A 14,291-nucleotide genomic window follows, 5' to 3' on the forward strand; every position below is an offset into this window, starting at 1 on the left:
AGGCTTTTCGCCTTTTTTAGGCGCTGGAGCCGCGGCGAACCAGCTTGCCATAATTGAGCCTCACTTGAGGAGTCTCAATCATGGACACATCCATCCGTCGCGGGTCGTGGGAAATGGTCGCCGCCATGCTGATCTCGGGCACCATTGGCTGGTTTGTACTGGTGTCGGGCGTATCGGTGCTCGAAGTGGTGTTCTGGCGCTGCGTGATCGGGGCGCTGACATTATTGCTGGTGTGCGCGCTGCTCGGGTATCTGCGCCGGGACTTGCTCAGTTGGGCCGGGCTCGGCCTGGCGATGCTCAGCGGAGTGGCCATTGTCGGCAACTGGTTGCTGCTGTTCGAATCGTATTCCCGCGCGTCCATCGCCATCAGCACTGCGGTGTACAACGTGCAGCCGTTCATGTTGGTGATGCTGGCGGCGCTGTTTCTCGGTGAAAAGCTCAGCGTGCCGAAGCTGGCGTGGCTGAGTGTGGCGTTCCTCGGGATGCTGGCGATTGTCAGCGCCCATGGCAATCAGCCAACCGGCGACGATTACCTGGCCGGTATCGCCCTGGCCCTCGGCGCGGCGTTTCTGTATGCGCTTGCCGCGCTGATCATCAAGCGCCTGAAGGCAGTACCGCCGCATTTGATCGCGCTGATCCAGGTTACGACCGGTGCGTTGTTACTGGCACCGCTGGTGCCGTGGCACAGTCTGCCGGTGGCGCACAACGCCTGGGCGGCCTTGTTGACGCTCGGGGTGGTACACACCGGTTTGATGTATGTGTTGCTGTACGGGGCGATCCAGAAGTTGCCGACGGCCATCACCGGCGCGTTGTCGTTTATCTACCCGATTGCGGCGATTCTGGTCGACTGGATTGCCTTTGGGCATCGCCTGGGTTGGCTGCAATGGCTGGGCGTCGCCGCGATTCTGTTGGCTGCCGCCGGTTTGCAAAGGGGCTGGTGGTGGCGCCCCAAAGCTGTGGTGCAAGTGCAGTGATCGAGAGCGAGCGCGCCGTTGCAGCGCGCCCGCGGTTCGATCAATGCGGCGCGCGCGGGATGGTCTTGAGCAGATCGTCCGGGCTGATGTAGCCGACCACGCTGCCTGGCTGCGGCAACCCGAGGATGTGCCCCTTGATCTTGCCCACCACATGCATTTCGCATGGCTTGCAGTCGAATTTCAGGGTCAGCACTTCATCGCCATGGATCAACTGCATCGGCGCAACCTTGGTCTTCACCCCCGTCACGCCCTTGGCCTGTTTGGGGCAGAGGTTGAACGAGAAACGCAGGCAGTGCTTGGTGATCATCACCGGCACTTCACCGGTTTCTTCGTGGGCTTCGAAGGCCGCGTCGATCAGTTTCACGCCGTGGCGATGGTAGAAATCCCGGGCCTTCTGGTTATACACGTTGGCCAGGAACGACAGGTGCGCTTCCGGGTACACCGGCGGCGGGCTGGTTTCGGCCTTGCGCCCACCACGCGGGTGAGCGTCGATGCGCGCCGCTGTCAGCGCTTCGATCACTTCACGGCGCGCGGCCTTGAGCTGCGAGTTGGGGATGAAGAATGCCTGCGGCGCATCCAGCTCGATGGCGGTGGCGTGGTATTCGGTGGTGCCCAGTTGGCCGAGCAGGTCACGCAGGGTGTCCAGCGCCTGTTCCGGCTTGTTGGCCGCGCCGAACGGGCCGGGCAGGGCGACGCTGGCGGTGATGCCTTCTTCGCTGGTGGCGTTCAGTTCCAGGCGATCTTCGCGCAGTCGGGCGACCCACGACAGGCCGATCCGGCGCTCGGCGGAGGTTTTGAGCAGCGCCTGTTGCCAGTTGTGGTCGAGGTTGCGGTTCAGCGGGTGGTTGGGGCGCAACTGATGCAGGCCGGCCGGCATTTCGTTCGGCTCGACGCGATAGCGGTAGCGCTTCTCGCCGTCTTCCTCGAACTCGCCCTTGGCCTCGGCGATATTGGCGCGAAAACCCACCACTTCACGCTTGACCAGCACATTCAGGCCGTCGCCGTTGGACAGCGGCTCATGGGTGATCACTTGCAGGTCGCGTTTGCCGGCTTTTTCCACCACGCCCACCGGCAGACCGGTGAAGGTCGGGGTGTCGAAGGCGCCGATGTCGATCTTGCGGTCGCTGACGAAATAGTCGGTGCTGCCCCGGTGGAAGGTCTTTTCCGGGTCGGGCAGGAAGAAATGCGCGGTCCGGCCGCTGGAAGCGCGGGCCAGGTCGGGGCGGTCTTCGAGGATCTCGTCGAGGCGCTGGCGGTAATAGGCGGTGATGTTCTTCACATAGCCCATGTCCTTGTAGCGCCCTTCGATCTTGAACGAGCGCACACCGGCATCGACCAGGGCGCGCAGGTTGGCGCTCTGGTTGTTGTCTTTCATCGACAGCAGGTGCTTTTCAAAGGCGACGACGCGGCCTTGATCGTCTTTGAGGGTGTACGGCAGGCGGCACGCCTGGGAACAGTCGCCGCGGTTGGCGCTGCGGCCGTTCTGCGCGTGGGAGATATTGCACTGCCCGGAGAACGCCACGCACAGGGCGCCGTGGATGAAGAACTCGATGGCGGCATCGGTTTCATCGGCAATGGCGCGGATTTCCTGCAGGTTCAGCTCGCGGGCCAATACCAGTTGCGAGAAGCCGGCCTGGTCGAGAAATTTGGCGCGGCCCAGGGTGCGGATGTCGGTCTGGGTACTGGCGTGCAGCTCGATCGGCGGGATATCCAGCTCCATCACGCCCAGGTCTTGCACGATCAACGCGTCGACGCCAGCGTCGTAGAGCTGATGGATCAGCTTGCGCGCCGGTTCCAGTTCGTTGTCATGCAAGATGGTGTTGAGGGTGGTGAAGACGCGGGCGTGGTAGCGCCGGGCGAATTCGACCAACTGCGCGATATCGCTGACCTCGTTGCAGGCGTTGTGGCGGGCGCCGAAGCTTGGGCCGCCGATGTAGATGGCGTCGGCGCCATGCAGGATGGCCTCGCGCGCGATGGCGACATCGCGGGCAGGGCTGAGCAATTCCAGGTGATGCTTGGGCAAGGACATAGTTTTTTTAGTCAGGCTTGTCACGGTCGAGGCGCGCATTGTAGCCGTGAAACGCCTGACCGGCACCTACCGCAGGGCCGCCGGCGGGCTTGGCCTGCAAGGTGCCAGGCCAATGACGGGTGTTTCAATCGACGCGGGTTCAGGCCTTGGCGGCCATCGCAGTGACTTCCACGCGCATGCCTTCCACCGCCAGGGCCGCCACGCCAACTGCGGCACGTACCGGCCACGGCTTGGCGAAGAAGCGCTTGTAGACCTCGTTGAACGCCGCGCGGTCGGCCATGTCGGTCAGGTAGATGGTCAGGTGCATCACCCGGTCCATGGAACTGCCGGCGCGTTCAAGGGCAACTTTCAGGGCTTGCAGCGTGCATTCGCTTTGCGCGGTGATGTCGCCCAGTTCCAGGCTGCCGTCGGCGCGGGTCGGGATCTGGGTGGAGACCAGGATGCCGTTGAAGCCGATCACGTCGGAGGAAATCGAGTCGGCATCCGGATCAGGGGTGAAGGACAGGTCGTGGTTGGCCATGACGTTCTCTTGGCAGGGAAAAGGGCCGCCAATTTAAACACAGGGGGGGCGCGAGGATCAGTACTCTTCGGCGTTGCAGGCGTGGCGAGCGGCAAGTATTTGACGTCAAATGATATTTATTTTTCATCGGTCAAGTCCGGTATTTATTGGCCGATAGCGCAGGAGATAACCCCCGATTCCACGCACGGCTGAGGCTACGTCATGTTCAATCACACACTAAAAACAGAACTGGCGGCCAGGAAGGCCGAAGTCACCGAATATCAAGGATTGATCGCTGCGCTTGAACGCTCCATGGCCGTGGTCGAATTCGACCTCAATGGCAAGGTGTTGCGCGCCAATGACAACTTTATGAAAACCCTGGGTTACAGCAGCGCTCAATTGGCCGGCAAGACCCACCGTGATTTTTGCCCGTCGGCGCTGACCAGCAGCCCTGCCTATGCCGAGTTCTGGCAGGAACTCAGGGCCGGCAAGTTCGTCTCGGGCACATTCAAACGCGTGGACGCCCACGGCAAGATCATCTGGCTGGAGGCCAGCTACAACCCGGTGCTGGATGAGCGTGGCCAGGTCGTGAAAGTGGTCAAGTACGCCCTCGACGTCACGCGCAAAGTGGAGCAGGAGGCGGCGACCCGCAGCAAGCTGGCTGCGCTGGACCGGGCGATGGCGGTGATAGAGTTCGACTTGAACGGGCAAGTGCTCGATGCCAACGAGAATTTCCTCGCGGTCATGGGGTATTCACTGACGGAACTCAAAGGCAAACATCACCGTATGTTTTGCGAACCGACCCAGGTCAACAGCCCTGAGTACGCCGACTTCTGGCGGCGCTTGAACAATGGTGAATTCTTCACCGGGCAATTCAAGCGTATCGGCAAGCACGGCCGCGTGGTGTGGCTGGAAGCGAGTTACAACCCGGTGTATGACGGCGACGGCAAGCTGATCAAAATCGTCAAGTTCGCCAGCGACATCAGCGAGCGCGTCGAGAAGTTCGAGGAGGATTCACGCGGTGCTTCCCGCGCTTACCATATCTCCTCGGAAACCGAGCGATTCGCCGAACATGGCACCCAGGTGATCCACGAAACCGCCAGTGAAATGCGCCGCATTGCCGAAAACATCGGCGCCTCGGCACGTCTGGTGGGGCAACTGGGCGATCGTTCCGAGCAGATCACTGCGATCGTCAATACCATTCGCGGTATTGCCGACCAGACCAACCTGCTGGCGCTCAACGCCGCCATCGAGGCCGCGCGCGCGGGCGATCAGGGCCGTGGTTTTGCGGTGGTGGCCGATGAGGTCAGGCAACTGGCGGGGCGTACCAGCCGTTCGACTGCCGAGATTGCCGAGATGATCGGCCTGATTCTGTCGGAAACCCGTGACGCGGTCGCCAGCATGAGCGCGACCCAGGAAGGCGCGCAACGTGGCGTCAGCCTGGCCGACCAGGCGGGTTCGGTGATTCTGCAGATCCGCACCAGCACCAGCGATGCGGTGCAAGCCGTGAGCATGTTTGCGTCAAAGCTGGATGAGTCGGAGGTGGTTCCGAAAACCGCTGTCGGCTGGGTCGGCTAGACGCGCACCCGGGGTCAGTCTCACTCCTCTACATCCATGAACTCTTTGGCCCAGGCCACGTAGCTCTCCGGCAGGGTGTAGGTGTGAGTAAGCTCGGTGGCACTGAGGTTCGAGGTGCTGTGGGTGAGCTGACGTTGGGCGCGCAGGCTGTCGTAGGTGGCCTTGATCGCCGCGAAGTAGGCGCCGTGGCCGGCCACCACGATGCGTACTCCCAGGCTTGCCAGGCGCTGGCTGTCATTGAGTTTCGGGTTGCCGTAGGTCACCAGCATCAAGGGCACCGTGAGTTGTTGCGCAATCTGCTCAAGGTGCTCGAAGTCGCTGACACCCACCATGCAGATCCCATCGGCACCGGCTTTTTCATAGGCCAGGGTGCGTTCGATCACGGCCTCGGTCGGCAACACCTTCGCGTTAGTGCGGGCGATGATGGACAGCTCGGGGTCGACCCGTGCTTCAAGGGCGGCCCTGACTTTGCCGATGCCTTCCTCGATGGAAATCAGATCGGTCGATTTGCGCCCGAACTGCGCCGGCAACAGCGTGTCTTCAATCGTCAGTGCCGCTACGCCTGCGCGCTCCAGCTCCGCGACGGTCCGCATGACATTCAGGGCATTGCCATAGCCGTGGTCGGCATCGGCAATCACCGGCAACTGCGCAACGCGGCCGATCCGGGTGGCCTGTTCAGCGAACTCACTCAAGGTGATCAACGCAAAATCGGGTGCCGCCAGTACCTGCAGCGAAGCGACCGAGCCCCCCAGAATGCCGACTTCGAAGCCCAGGTCGGCGGCGATACGCGCCGACATCGGGTCGAACACAGAGGCCGTCTCAACGCACAGTGGCGTAGCAAGCAGTTCACGGAAATTACGACGCAGGGCTGAGTGGGACACTTTGGGCATGATCTTTCCTGGTTCTGGTCATTGTCGACTGACGATCAATGCCTATTCATAGTCGTCAGAGATTACCACGCCACAAAACCCAGGATTATGACGTTTGAGAATGGGCTATGCCCACCGCACATACGGTGGGCGCGAGGTGTGCGCCGTTCAGTCGGCAGGCTGGCTAAGCAGGTTGAAATGACAGGCGCTGCCACCGCGTCGTTTAGCCTGGTACATCGCGTCGTCGGCCCGTGCGAGCAGTTGCTCGACGCTTGCCCCGTCCCATGGATACAGGCTGATGCCGACGCTGATGTGTGTGTTCAGGCGGTGGGCATCGATCATGAACGGCTGGTTGATCGCGCCGATCAATTTATCGGCCAACACCTCGACCTGCCTGGCGTGGTCCATGCCGGTCACCAGGATCGCAAACTCGTCGCCGCTCAAACGGCCGACGACATCGGACCTGCGCACCGACTGGCTGAGGCGTTCGGCCACCGCCACCAGCAACTTGTCGCCGCACGCATGCCCATGGGTGTCGTTGACCGCTTTGAAACGGTCCAGGTCGATAAACATCAACGCCAGCGGCTGTTGCTGCTGGGTGGCATGACTCATCGCTTGATTGAGCAGGCTCAGAAACAGGCTGCGGTTGGGCAAGCCGGTCAGTCCGTCATGGAACGCCAGTTGTTGCATGCGCGCACGTTCTTCGTCCATCACCTTGAAGTTGTGCAGGATCGCGATGAAGTGCGTGACCACGCCCTGCGGGTCGAGCACCGGGGTAATGACCTGATTGATCGTACAGTTGGAGCCGTCCTTGCGGCGCTCGACCATCTCGCCCTGCCAGGTCAGGCCCGCCATGATGGTCATCCACAGCTCTCGATAGAACGTGGTGGTTTGCCGTCCCGACGACAAAAGGTGCGGGGTTTTACCGACCAGCTCCAGCTTCGAATAGCCACTCAACAGGCTGAACGCTCGGTTGATCCACACAATGCAACCCGATCTCTCGGTGATCAGCACCGGGTTTGTCGCCGCGTCCAACGCCCTCACCAACACTTGCTGCTCATCTTCGATCATGGTGCCCTCCGACGGAGCCGGTGACGCTGCAAGTCTTGATGCAGGCTAGGGGCAAGGGGCCCGGCGGCTGTTGATGAAAATCAACTTTTGCGGGCACCAACTGATAAAGATCAAGTAGCCGCTGAGCCGGAACGCTCAATCTGAAGGCCTATCCACCGAATCAGATGGCCGCGTGCCGAGGTGCCCCCATGTTGCAGACTCAGCGTTTACTGTTGATTGCCCCTTCGTCCATGACCCGCACACCGGCGTTCGATCGTGCAGCTGCCTTGGCGCGCGCGATGCAGTTGCCGTTGCATATCGTGGCATTCGACTATTTGCAGGCCCTGGCGATCGCCGGGCTGTTCGCGCCCGAACAGATCAATCGGGCCCGGGAAGGGTACCTGGACACCCATCGCCACTGGCTCGCCGAGCAGGCCGAGGTGATGCGCCAGCGCGGGGTCGAGGTCACCAGCGAAGTAGTCTGGGTGCATCATCCTTATGAGGAAATCCTGCATTTCGTCAACGAGATGTCGCTGGCCCTGATCATCAAGGATGCCGAGGAAGAGCCAGCGTTGAAACGGGTGTTCTTCACCCCGCTGGATTGGCAACTGCTGCGCGACTGCCCGGTGCCGGTGCATCTGGTCACCGACTCGCGCCACCCGTTGCCACGCAAGGTGCTGGCGATTGTCGATGTGTTGCGCAGCGAGGAGCAGGACCAGATCTTCAACGACCAGATTGTTGAAGCGGCGGTCAAGCTGGCCGCGCAATGCCAGGCCCAGCTCGAGTTGCTGCATGTGTACGACTGGGCCGCGGTGTATGCCAAGGACATGGGCTTCGGCGCGGTGCCCCTGGCCGCCGGGCTCTATGAGTCGTTGAATGAAGCCCAGCATGAGGCGTTTGCCGCGTTGGCCGAGCGCCAGGGGATTCCCGTCGAGCATCGGCACTTTATCGAGGGCACGCCGCTCTTCAACATTTGCGACTTTGCCCGCGATCACCAGATCGACATCATCGTCATGGGCACCGTGCAGCACTGGGGCTTGAACAAGCTGTTGGGCACTACCGCCGAAAGCCTGTTGCACCACGCGCCGTGCAGCATGTGGGCGATCAAACCGACGCGCAGTTGATGAAGGATTGAACCTGGCGCCAGGACCAACCGGTGCCCGACGAGGTGCGAAATGAGCCAATATCAACGTCTGTTGCTGATCACCGACCGTTCGTTGTATCACTCCCCGGCGCTGCTGCGCGCGGTGGCCCTGGCCAAGGCCAGCGGCGCGGCGCTCGATATCAGGGCGTTTATCGAACCTGCGCCGATCATTCATTTGTGGGAAGAACACGTCGATGAGTCGGCTTTTCAGGACTACCTGCACCGCTATCGCGATTGGCTGATCGACGAAGTCCAGCGCCTGGGCGGTAACGGGCTGAAGGTGACGGTTGAATTGCTCTTCACCACCCACCCTGTGCTGGAGATCCTGCGCACGATCGCCGATCTGAACCCGGACCTGGTGATCAAGGACGTGAAGCTGGAGCCGGTTCTCAAGCGCATATTCATCACCCCGCTCGATTGCCACCTGCTGCGCGAGTGCCCGACACCCCTGCATCTGGTGAGCCAGGCGCGCTACGGTTTGCCCCATCGCGTGGTGGCGGCCGTCGATCCGTTCGAGCCCGGCACGCAGATCAGCGGTCTGAACGACACCATCATTCAGTGCGCCTACTCCATGGCCCTGCAATGCGATGCGCCGCTGCATCTGTTGTACGCCTATGACCTGTCACCGGCATTCAACGGTGATGCGCCGATGGCCATGGGCGGTTGGAACGTGGACTTCGCCGAAGAGCTGCGCCAGTCGTTGCACCAGGCGTTCGTGACCTTGGCCGACCGTTATGGCGTACCGCCGGAAAGACGGCACTTTGTCATGGGCCAGCCAGTGCCGGTGATTCAGGAGTTTGTCGAGCAATTCCAGGCCGACGTGGTGGTCATGGGGACTGCTCACCGGGTCGGGCTCGACCGACTGATCGGCAGCAACACCGAACGGGCGCTGTATTCGGTGCCGGGCAGCATTTTAGCGATCCGCCAGCCGGGAAACGACGTCAAGGGCTAGCCCGGGCTCTGATCCTTTATTGACAAAGGTCAGAGGCAGGGCGGGCCCACGCCGGATACTGAAAATGTGCGTTGTTGATTTCTTACCGCGATGAATCGAGGGGAAACACCATGAACCGCTACCTGTCCGTTTCACTGTTGGCGCTGGTATTGGCAACGTCCGCCGGGTGCAGTCAACATGTCAAGGAGCTTGAGGCTCGCCTGGACTCCGCGGAAAACAATGCCGCCACGGCGCGCCTGCGCGCTGACGAAGCCTACCTCAAGGCGGAGCAGGCGATGGCGCTGGCCAACCAGGCCCAGCGCACCGCTGACGAAGCCAACGAAAGAGCGATCCATATGCTGACCAGCGCGACCCGCAAATAGCCGCTGCTGCGTGTTATGGGGTCAGCACGATCGCGCCGTTGAACTGCCCGCTGCGCAGGTGCGCGAGTGCCTGATTGGCGTCTTCCAGGGCGAAGCGGGTGATGTCGCAGTGGACCGGCGTGTGCTGCACGGTTTGAAAAAACGCTGTGCCGTCCTGTCGGGTCAGGTTCGCCACTGAACGCACGCTGCGCTCGCCCCATAGCAGTCGATAGGGGAAGGCCGGAATATCGCTCATGTGAATCCCGGCGCAAATCACACAGCCGCCCTTGACGGTGGCGGCCAATGCCAGCGGTACAAGCGCTCCGACCGGGGCGAATATCAGGCTGGCATCCAGCAGGTGCGGCGGCAGTTGGTCCGAAGGCCCGGCCCACACGGCGCCCAATGAGCGTGCATAGGCCTGGCCTGCGCTGTCACCCGGGCGGGTGAACGCGTACACCTGTTGCCCGCGGCCCAGCGCCACCTGGATCGCCAGATGGGCGGCCGCACCGAAGCCGTAAAGCCCCAGGTGGGCAGCGTCCGCGGCCATTTGCAAGGCGCGAAAGCCGATCAGGCCGGCACACAACAGGGGCGCGGCTTGAACGTCCGACAGTGTGTCGGGAATCGGCAGGCAGAAGCGTTCGTCCGCCACCGTGTATTCAGCGTAGCCGCCGTCCAGATTGCAGCCGGTGAACAGCGCCTGATCGCAGAGGTTTTCCCGGCCCGATCGACAGAAGGCGCACTCGCCGCAGGTCCAGCCGAGCCACGGCACCCCGACGCGGCGGCCGATCCAGTCAGCCCCGACCGTGGCGCCCACGGCCGTCACTTCACCGACGATTTCATGGCCTGGCACCCGTGGCAGTTGCGCTTGCGGCAACTCGCCGTCGACCAGGTGCAGGTCGGTACGGCACACGCCACAGGCCAGGACCTTGATCAACAGCTGCCCGCTTCCGGGTGTCGGGATCGGGCGCTGCTCCAGTTGCAGCGGCTGGCCGGGGGTGTGCAGAACCATCGCACGCATGACGAATCTCCAGGTGTTCGGGCGGTAATGCTAGATCGGTCGGCGGCAGCCCGCGACCAGACGCTTGAGACCTTCCAGGTCCAGGATCGTGACGTTGCGGCCGACGATCTGCGCCAACCCCTGGTCGCGCAGGTGCGCGATGCCGCGGCAGATGGTTTCCAGGCGCAAGCCCAGGTAGGAGCCGATTTCCTCACGGCGCATTTTCAGCACAAAGTGCCTGGCCGAATACCCGCGGGAGCTGAAGCGTTGCGACAGGTTCAGCAGGAACGCGGCCAGGCGTTCATCCGAGCTCATGTTGCCCATCAGCATCAGCAGGGTGTGATCCTGCACGATTTCACGGCTCAGCAGACGCGTGAGGTTGTGCTGCAGCGACGGAAGGTTGCGCGCCAGGCTCTCCAGATGGGCGAAGTGGATGGGGCAGACCTCACTGTCCTCAAGGGCGACCGCCGTGCAGGCGTGTGCATCGTCACTGATGGCGTCCAGGCCGAGCATATCGCCGGAGAGTTGAAAGCCGGTCACTTGTTCACGGCCATCGACAGACACGATGCCGGTCTTGAACGAGCCGGTGCGAACCGTATACAGCGAACGCAAGGGATCGCCGGTACGGAATAAAGCTGCGCCTTTTTTGACCTTGAAGCGTTGCACCACCAACGCATCCAAGTGGGACACGTCAGGACTATCGAGACCGATCGGCAAGCTGCATGCCGACACGCCGCAACCGGAACATGCCGTTTTGGGGGGGATTACCGGTCTGGGGCAGGAGGTGTGCGGTAGCACCGTCGAGCGACCGACTAAACGCAGGTGATGGGCATTCATGCATGCGCTCCGTCCAGGCATGTGCCTGAGTGATAGAGAGAACGAGGAAAATGCGCTTCTTCGACTTTTGCTCAATATCCCGAGTTCCTGTTTCAATTGAGCTTCAGCGCCGGCTTTAAGACTTGATATACATCAAGCCTCGCGCAGTTGAGGCACCCAGAATCGACGAACGACAATCCACGGGTCGAGCCTTGACGGAGGGGTGTATGAGCGATTTTTTGAGTGCAGAGGAGCTGGAAGGGCTGGACGCGTATTGGCGGGCGTCCAATTACCTGGCGGTCGGGCAGATCTACCTCAAGAGCAACCCGTTGTTAAAGACACCCTTGACCCTGGCGCACATCAAACCGCGCCTGTTGGGGCATTGGGGCACCACGCCGGGGCTGAATCTGCTCTATACGCACCTCAATCGGCTGATCAACCAGTACGACTTGAACATGCTCTTTGTCGCCGGCCCCGGGCATGGCGGGCCGGCGGTGGTCGCGCAGACCTACCTGGAAGGCACCTACACCGAGTGTTATCCCTCGGTGGAGCGCAATGCCAATGGCCTGCTGCGGCTGTTTCGGCAGTTTTCCTGGCCCTATGGGATTTCCAGCCACGTTTCGGCGCAAATCCCAGGCTCGATCCATGAAGGCGGCGAGCTGGGTTACTGCCTGGCGCACGCCTACGGCGCGGTCTTCGATAACCCGGACCTGATCGTCGCCTGCGTGATCGGCGACGGCGAGGCCGAAACCGGCCCGCTGGCCGCCAGCTGGCACTCCAACAAATTCATCAACCCCGCGCGCGATGGGGCAGTGCTGCCGATCCTGCACCTCAACGGCTACAAGATCGCCAACCCCACGGTCCTGTCCAGGATCAGCGAAGATGAACTGTCGGCGCTGTTGTACGGCTATGGTTACGATGCGTACTTCGTCGAAGGCGATGACCCGGCGCAGGTGCATCAGGAGCTTGCCCGCACCCTTCACACCATGCTGCTGAAAATCCGCGAGATTCAGCACGCGGCACGCCAGCCCCGGCGCGCCGAGACGCCGGAGCGCCAGCTGTGGCCGGTGCTGGTATTGCGCACGCCCAAAGGCTGGACCGGGCCGAAATTTGTCGATGGCTGTCGGGTCGAAGGCACCTGGCGCGCCCACCAAGTGCCGTTGGCCAACTTTCAGGCGCCAGGGCATGTGCAGCAGCTGGCGGAATGGCTGAACAGCTACCGCCCCGACGAACTGTTCGATGCCGACGGCGCCTTGCTCCCGGAAATCGCCGCGCTGGCGCCCACCGGGCACCGCCGCATGAGCGCCAACCCGCACGCCAACGGCGGGCTGGTATTACGCACGCTCGACTTGCCACGCTTTACCGACTACGCGGTAGCCCTGCCGGCCCCCGGTTGCCTGCGTGCCGAGGCGACCCGGGTATTGGGCAGCTTTTTGCGCGACGTGATGAAAAACGCACAGGGCGCCGCCAACTTCCGCCTGTTCGGCCCGGATGAAACCGCCTCCAATCGCCTGGACGCCGTGTACGAGGTCAGCGCCAAGGCGTGGATGGACCCGTTGGAGGCCGACGACGTGAACCTGGCGGCGGATGGCCGGGTCATGGAGATTCTCAGCGAACACGTGTGTGAGGGCTGGCTCGAAGGCTACCTGCTCACCGGGCGTCATGGCCTGCTGTCGTGTTACGAAGCGTTCATCCATATCGTCGATTCGATGGTCAACCAGCATGCCAAGTGGCTGAAAACTGCGGCCGGCGTGCCCTGGCGCAAGCCGCTGGCGTCGCTCAACTTGCTGCTGACGTCCCATGTCTGGCGCCAGGACCACAACGGGTTTTCTCATCAAGACCCCGGCTTCATCGACCTGGTGGCGAACAAGAAGTCCGACGTGGCGCGCATCTACCTGCCGCCGGATGCCAACTGCCTGCTGTCGGTGGCGGATCACTGCCTGCGCAGCCGCAATTACATCAATGTCATCGTGGTGGGCAAGCAGCCGGAGTGGCAGTGGCTGGATATCGACGCGGCCGTGCGCCATTGCCTGGCAGGCATCGGCCGCTGGGACTGGGCCTGCCGCGATGATCAGGAGCCGGACGTGGTCATGGCTTGCGCCGGCGACGTACCGACCCTGGAAACTCTGGCCGCCGTGACATTGCTGCGCGAATACGTGCCGGATCTGCGGGTCAGGGTCATCAATGTGGTGGACCTGATGGTGCTGCAGTCGTCATCGCAGCATCCCCATGGCCTGGCGGATGCCGCCTTCGATGAGTTGTTCACCACCGACAAACCGGTGATCTTTGCCTTCCACGGCTACCCGGCGCTGGTGCATCGGCTGTTGTACAAACGCACCAATCACGACAACTTCCATGTGCGCGGCTTCATCGAGGAGGGCGCCACCACCACCCCGTTCGATATGGCGGTGATCAACAACCTGGATCGCTACCGGTTGGCGTTGGACGTCATCGAGCGCGTGCCCCGGCTGCACGAGCAACGCCACACCGCGCAGGCGCGCTACTGGGCGATGATGGAGAAACACAAGCTGTACCTGATCGAACACGGCGAAGACCTGCCCGAGGTGCTGAACTGGCAATGGACCCCGGCCGGCTAGGGGCTACTTGTTCTTCCAGTACTTCTGCATTTCCAGGAACAGAAAGGACGCCGTCCACGTGATCAGCACCAGACCGGTCAGCGCTTGCAGGCCGGTCAGGAACTTGATGTGGCCCATGGGGGTGATGTCGCCGAAACCGATGGTGGTGTAGGTCGTGAAGGAAAAGTACACGCAGTCCATGAACGAGCCATCGAACTGGCCCGACAGGCTGCCCCACTCGCCGTCGCGTGTCATCAGGTAATAGACCAGGGCGAAGCACCAGACTTCGATCGCGTGGGCGAGCAGGGCACCGAATACTCCGATGACCATCCTGAAGCGGCTCCAGACCTTGAGCCGCGGCAACCAGTCGTTCAGGCGCAACAGGCATTCGTAATGAATGATCACGGCGATGATGACCACCAGCGTATTAATCAGCGTGACGGCCAGCATGGCGAGCCTCAGTGCG

At 62.1% G+C, this 14,291-nt stretch carries 12 protein-coding genes and 2 pseudogenes; 7 read left to right on the forward strand and 7 right to left on the reverse strand.

Going from position 1 to position 14,291, the window contains the following annotated elements:
- The first annotated feature begins 80 nt into the window (after nucleotides 1-80).
- Nucleotides 81-974, forward strand: coding sequence for a DMT family transporter (locus PverR02_RS15195; protein ID WP_057004079.1), 894 nt, complete (start codon nucleotides 81-83; stop codon nucleotides 972-974).
- 40 nt (nucleotides 975-1,014) lie between these two features.
- On the opposite strand, the gene PverR02_RS15200 is transcribed toward PverR02_RS15195, so the two are convergent.
- Nucleotides 1,015-3,003: a peptidase U32 family protein gene (locus PverR02_RS15200; protein ID WP_079443756.1), complete on the reverse strand. Its 1,989-nt coding sequence runs from the start codon at nucleotides 3,001-3,003 to the stop codon at nucleotides 1,015-1,017.
- Nucleotides 3,004-3,142: 139 nt separating this feature from the next.
- A complete protein-coding gene (locus PverR02_RS15205; protein WP_046383374.1) occupies nucleotides 3,143-3,523 on the reverse strand; it encodes a RidA family protein in 381 nt (126 codons plus the stop codon).
- A gap of 201 nt (nucleotides 3,524-3,724) precedes the next feature.
- Between PverR02_RS15205 and PverR02_RS33135 the strand changes: the two are divergent.
- Together PverR02_RS33135 and PverR02_RS33140 are read left to right on the forward strand one after the other, a co-directional pair.
- Nucleotides 3,725-4,492, forward strand: a pseudogene (locus PverR02_RS33135) (PAS domain-containing protein); the annotation flags it as partial.
- Nucleotides 4,493-4,603: 111 nt separating this feature from the next.
- Nucleotides 4,604-5,080, forward strand: a pseudogene (locus PverR02_RS33140) (methyl-accepting chemotaxis protein); the annotation flags it as partial.
- 20 nt (nucleotides 5,081-5,100) lie between these two features.
- Here PverR02_RS33140 and PverR02_RS15215 read toward each other — a convergent pair.
- Both PverR02_RS15215 and PverR02_RS15220 read right to left on the reverse strand, forming a co-directional pair.
- Nucleotides 5,101-5,970, reverse strand: a complete 870-nt coding sequence (locus PverR02_RS15215) for an isocitrate lyase/PEP mutase family protein (protein WP_046383376.1) — start codon at nucleotides 5,968-5,970, stop codon at nucleotides 5,101-5,103.
- 147 nt (nucleotides 5,971-6,117) lie between these two features.
- Nucleotides 6,118-7,020, reverse strand: a complete 903-nt coding sequence (locus PverR02_RS15220) for a GGDEF domain-containing protein (RefSeq protein WP_017845750.1) — start codon at nucleotides 7,018-7,020, stop codon at nucleotides 6,118-6,120.
- 188 nt (nucleotides 7,021-7,208) lie between these two features.
- Here PverR02_RS15220 and PverR02_RS15225 point away from each other — a divergent pair, with 188 nt between their 5' ends.
- The 3 genes from PverR02_RS15225 (at nucleotide 7,209) to PverR02_RS15235 (ending at nucleotide 9,457) form a co-directional block, all read left to right on the forward strand.
- On the forward strand, nucleotides 7,209-8,123 hold the full coding sequence (locus tag PverR02_RS15225) for a universal stress protein (protein ID WP_017845751.1): 915 nt from the start codon (nucleotides 7,209-7,211) through the stop codon (nucleotides 8,121-8,123).
- A 51-nt stretch (nucleotides 8,124-8,174) separates the two neighbouring features.
- Entirely contained in the window at nucleotides 8,175-9,095 is a 921-nt protein-coding gene (locus tag PverR02_RS15230) for a universal stress protein (RefSeq protein ID WP_046383377.1), read from the forward strand.
- Nucleotides 9,096-9,205: 110 nt separating this feature from the next.
- Complete coding sequence (locus PverR02_RS15235; RefSeq protein ID WP_017845753.1) at nucleotides 9,206-9,457, forward strand: Lpp/OprI family alanine-zipper lipoprotein; 252 nt, start codon at nucleotides 9,206-9,208, stop codon at nucleotides 9,455-9,457.
- Between the two features lie 13 nt (nucleotides 9,458-9,470).
- Here PverR02_RS15235 and PverR02_RS15240 read toward each other — a convergent pair whose 3' ends face one another.
- Nucleotides 9,471-10,454, reverse strand: a complete 984-nt coding sequence (locus tag PverR02_RS15240; RefSeq protein ID WP_079443758.1) for a zinc-dependent alcohol dehydrogenase family protein — start codon at nucleotides 10,452-10,454, stop codon at nucleotides 9,471-9,473.
- 30 nt (nucleotides 10,455-10,484) lie between these two features.
- Nucleotides 10,485-11,114: a helix-turn-helix domain-containing protein gene (locus tag PverR02_RS15245; RefSeq protein ID WP_017845755.1), complete on the reverse strand. Its 630-nt coding sequence runs from the start codon at nucleotides 11,112-11,114 to the stop codon at nucleotides 10,485-10,487.
- A gap of 362 nt (nucleotides 11,115-11,476) precedes the next feature.
- Here PverR02_RS15245 and PverR02_RS15250 point away from each other — a divergent pair, with 362 nt between their 5' ends.
- Nucleotides 11,477-13,846, forward strand: coding sequence for a phosphoketolase family protein (locus PverR02_RS15250; protein ID WP_079443760.1), 2,370 nt, complete (start codon nucleotides 11,477-11,479; stop codon nucleotides 13,844-13,846).
- Between the two features lie 3 nt (nucleotides 13,847-13,849).
- Here PverR02_RS15250 and PverR02_RS15255 read toward each other — a convergent pair whose 3' ends face one another.
- The gene (locus PverR02_RS15255; protein WP_079443761.1) at nucleotides 13,850-14,275 is read right to left on the reverse strand and encodes a potassium channel family protein; all 426 of its coding nucleotides are present in this window, start codon (nucleotides 14,273-14,275) and stop codon (nucleotides 13,850-13,852) included.
- Nucleotides 14,276-14,291: the final 16 nt, after the last annotated feature.

Origin of the sequence: Pseudomonas veronii, from assembly GCF_002028325.1 — a bacterium.
Classification (GTDB): Bacteria; Pseudomonadota; Gammaproteobacteria; order Pseudomonadales; family Pseudomonadaceae; genus Aquipseudomonas; species Aquipseudomonas veronii.

What these genes read in the sequence shown, in the direction of transcription:
- PverR02_RS15215 (WP_046383376.1), bottom strand. Translation starts at nt 5,970, where the DNA reads ATGCCCAAAGTGTCCCACTCAGCCCTGCGTCGTAATTTCCGTGAACTG.
- PverR02_RS15195 (WP_057004079.1), top strand. Translation starts at nt 81, where the DNA reads ATGGACACATCCATCCGTCGCGGGTCGTGGGAAATGGTCGCCGCCATG.
- PverR02_RS15205 (WP_046383374.1), bottom strand. Translation starts at nt 3,523, where the DNA reads ATGGCCAACCACGACCTGTCCTTCACCCCTGATCCGGATGCCGACTCG.
- PverR02_RS15200 (WP_079443756.1), bottom strand. Translation starts at nt 3,003, where the DNA reads ATGTCCTTGCCCAAGCATCACCTGGAATTGCTCAGCCCTGCCCGCGAT.
- PverR02_RS15225 (WP_017845751.1), top strand. Translation starts at nt 7,209, where the DNA reads ATGTTGCAGACTCAGCGTTTACTGTTGATTGCCCCTTCGTCCATGACC.
- PverR02_RS15220 (WP_017845750.1), bottom strand. Translation starts at nt 7,020, where the DNA reads ATGATCGAAGATGAGCAGCAAGTGTTGGTGAGGGCGTTGGACGCGGCG.
- PverR02_RS15235 (WP_017845753.1), top strand. Translation starts at nt 9,206, where the DNA reads ATGAACCGCTACCTGTCCGTTTCACTGTTGGCGCTGGTATTGGCAACG.
- PverR02_RS15250 (WP_079443760.1), top strand. Translation starts at nt 11,477, where the DNA reads ATGAGCGATTTTTTGAGTGCAGAGGAGCTGGAAGGGCTGGACGCGTAT.
- PverR02_RS15255 (WP_079443761.1), bottom strand. Translation starts at nt 14,275, where the DNA reads ATGCTGGCCGTCACGCTGATTAATACGCTGGTGGTCATCATCGCCGTG.
- PverR02_RS15230 (WP_046383377.1), top strand. Translation starts at nt 8,175, where the DNA reads ATGAGCCAATATCAACGTCTGTTGCTGATCACCGACCGTTCGTTGTAT.
- PverR02_RS15240 (WP_079443758.1), bottom strand. Translation starts at nt 10,454, where the DNA reads ATGCGTGCGATGGTTCTGCACACCCCCGGCCAGCCGCTGCAACTGGAG.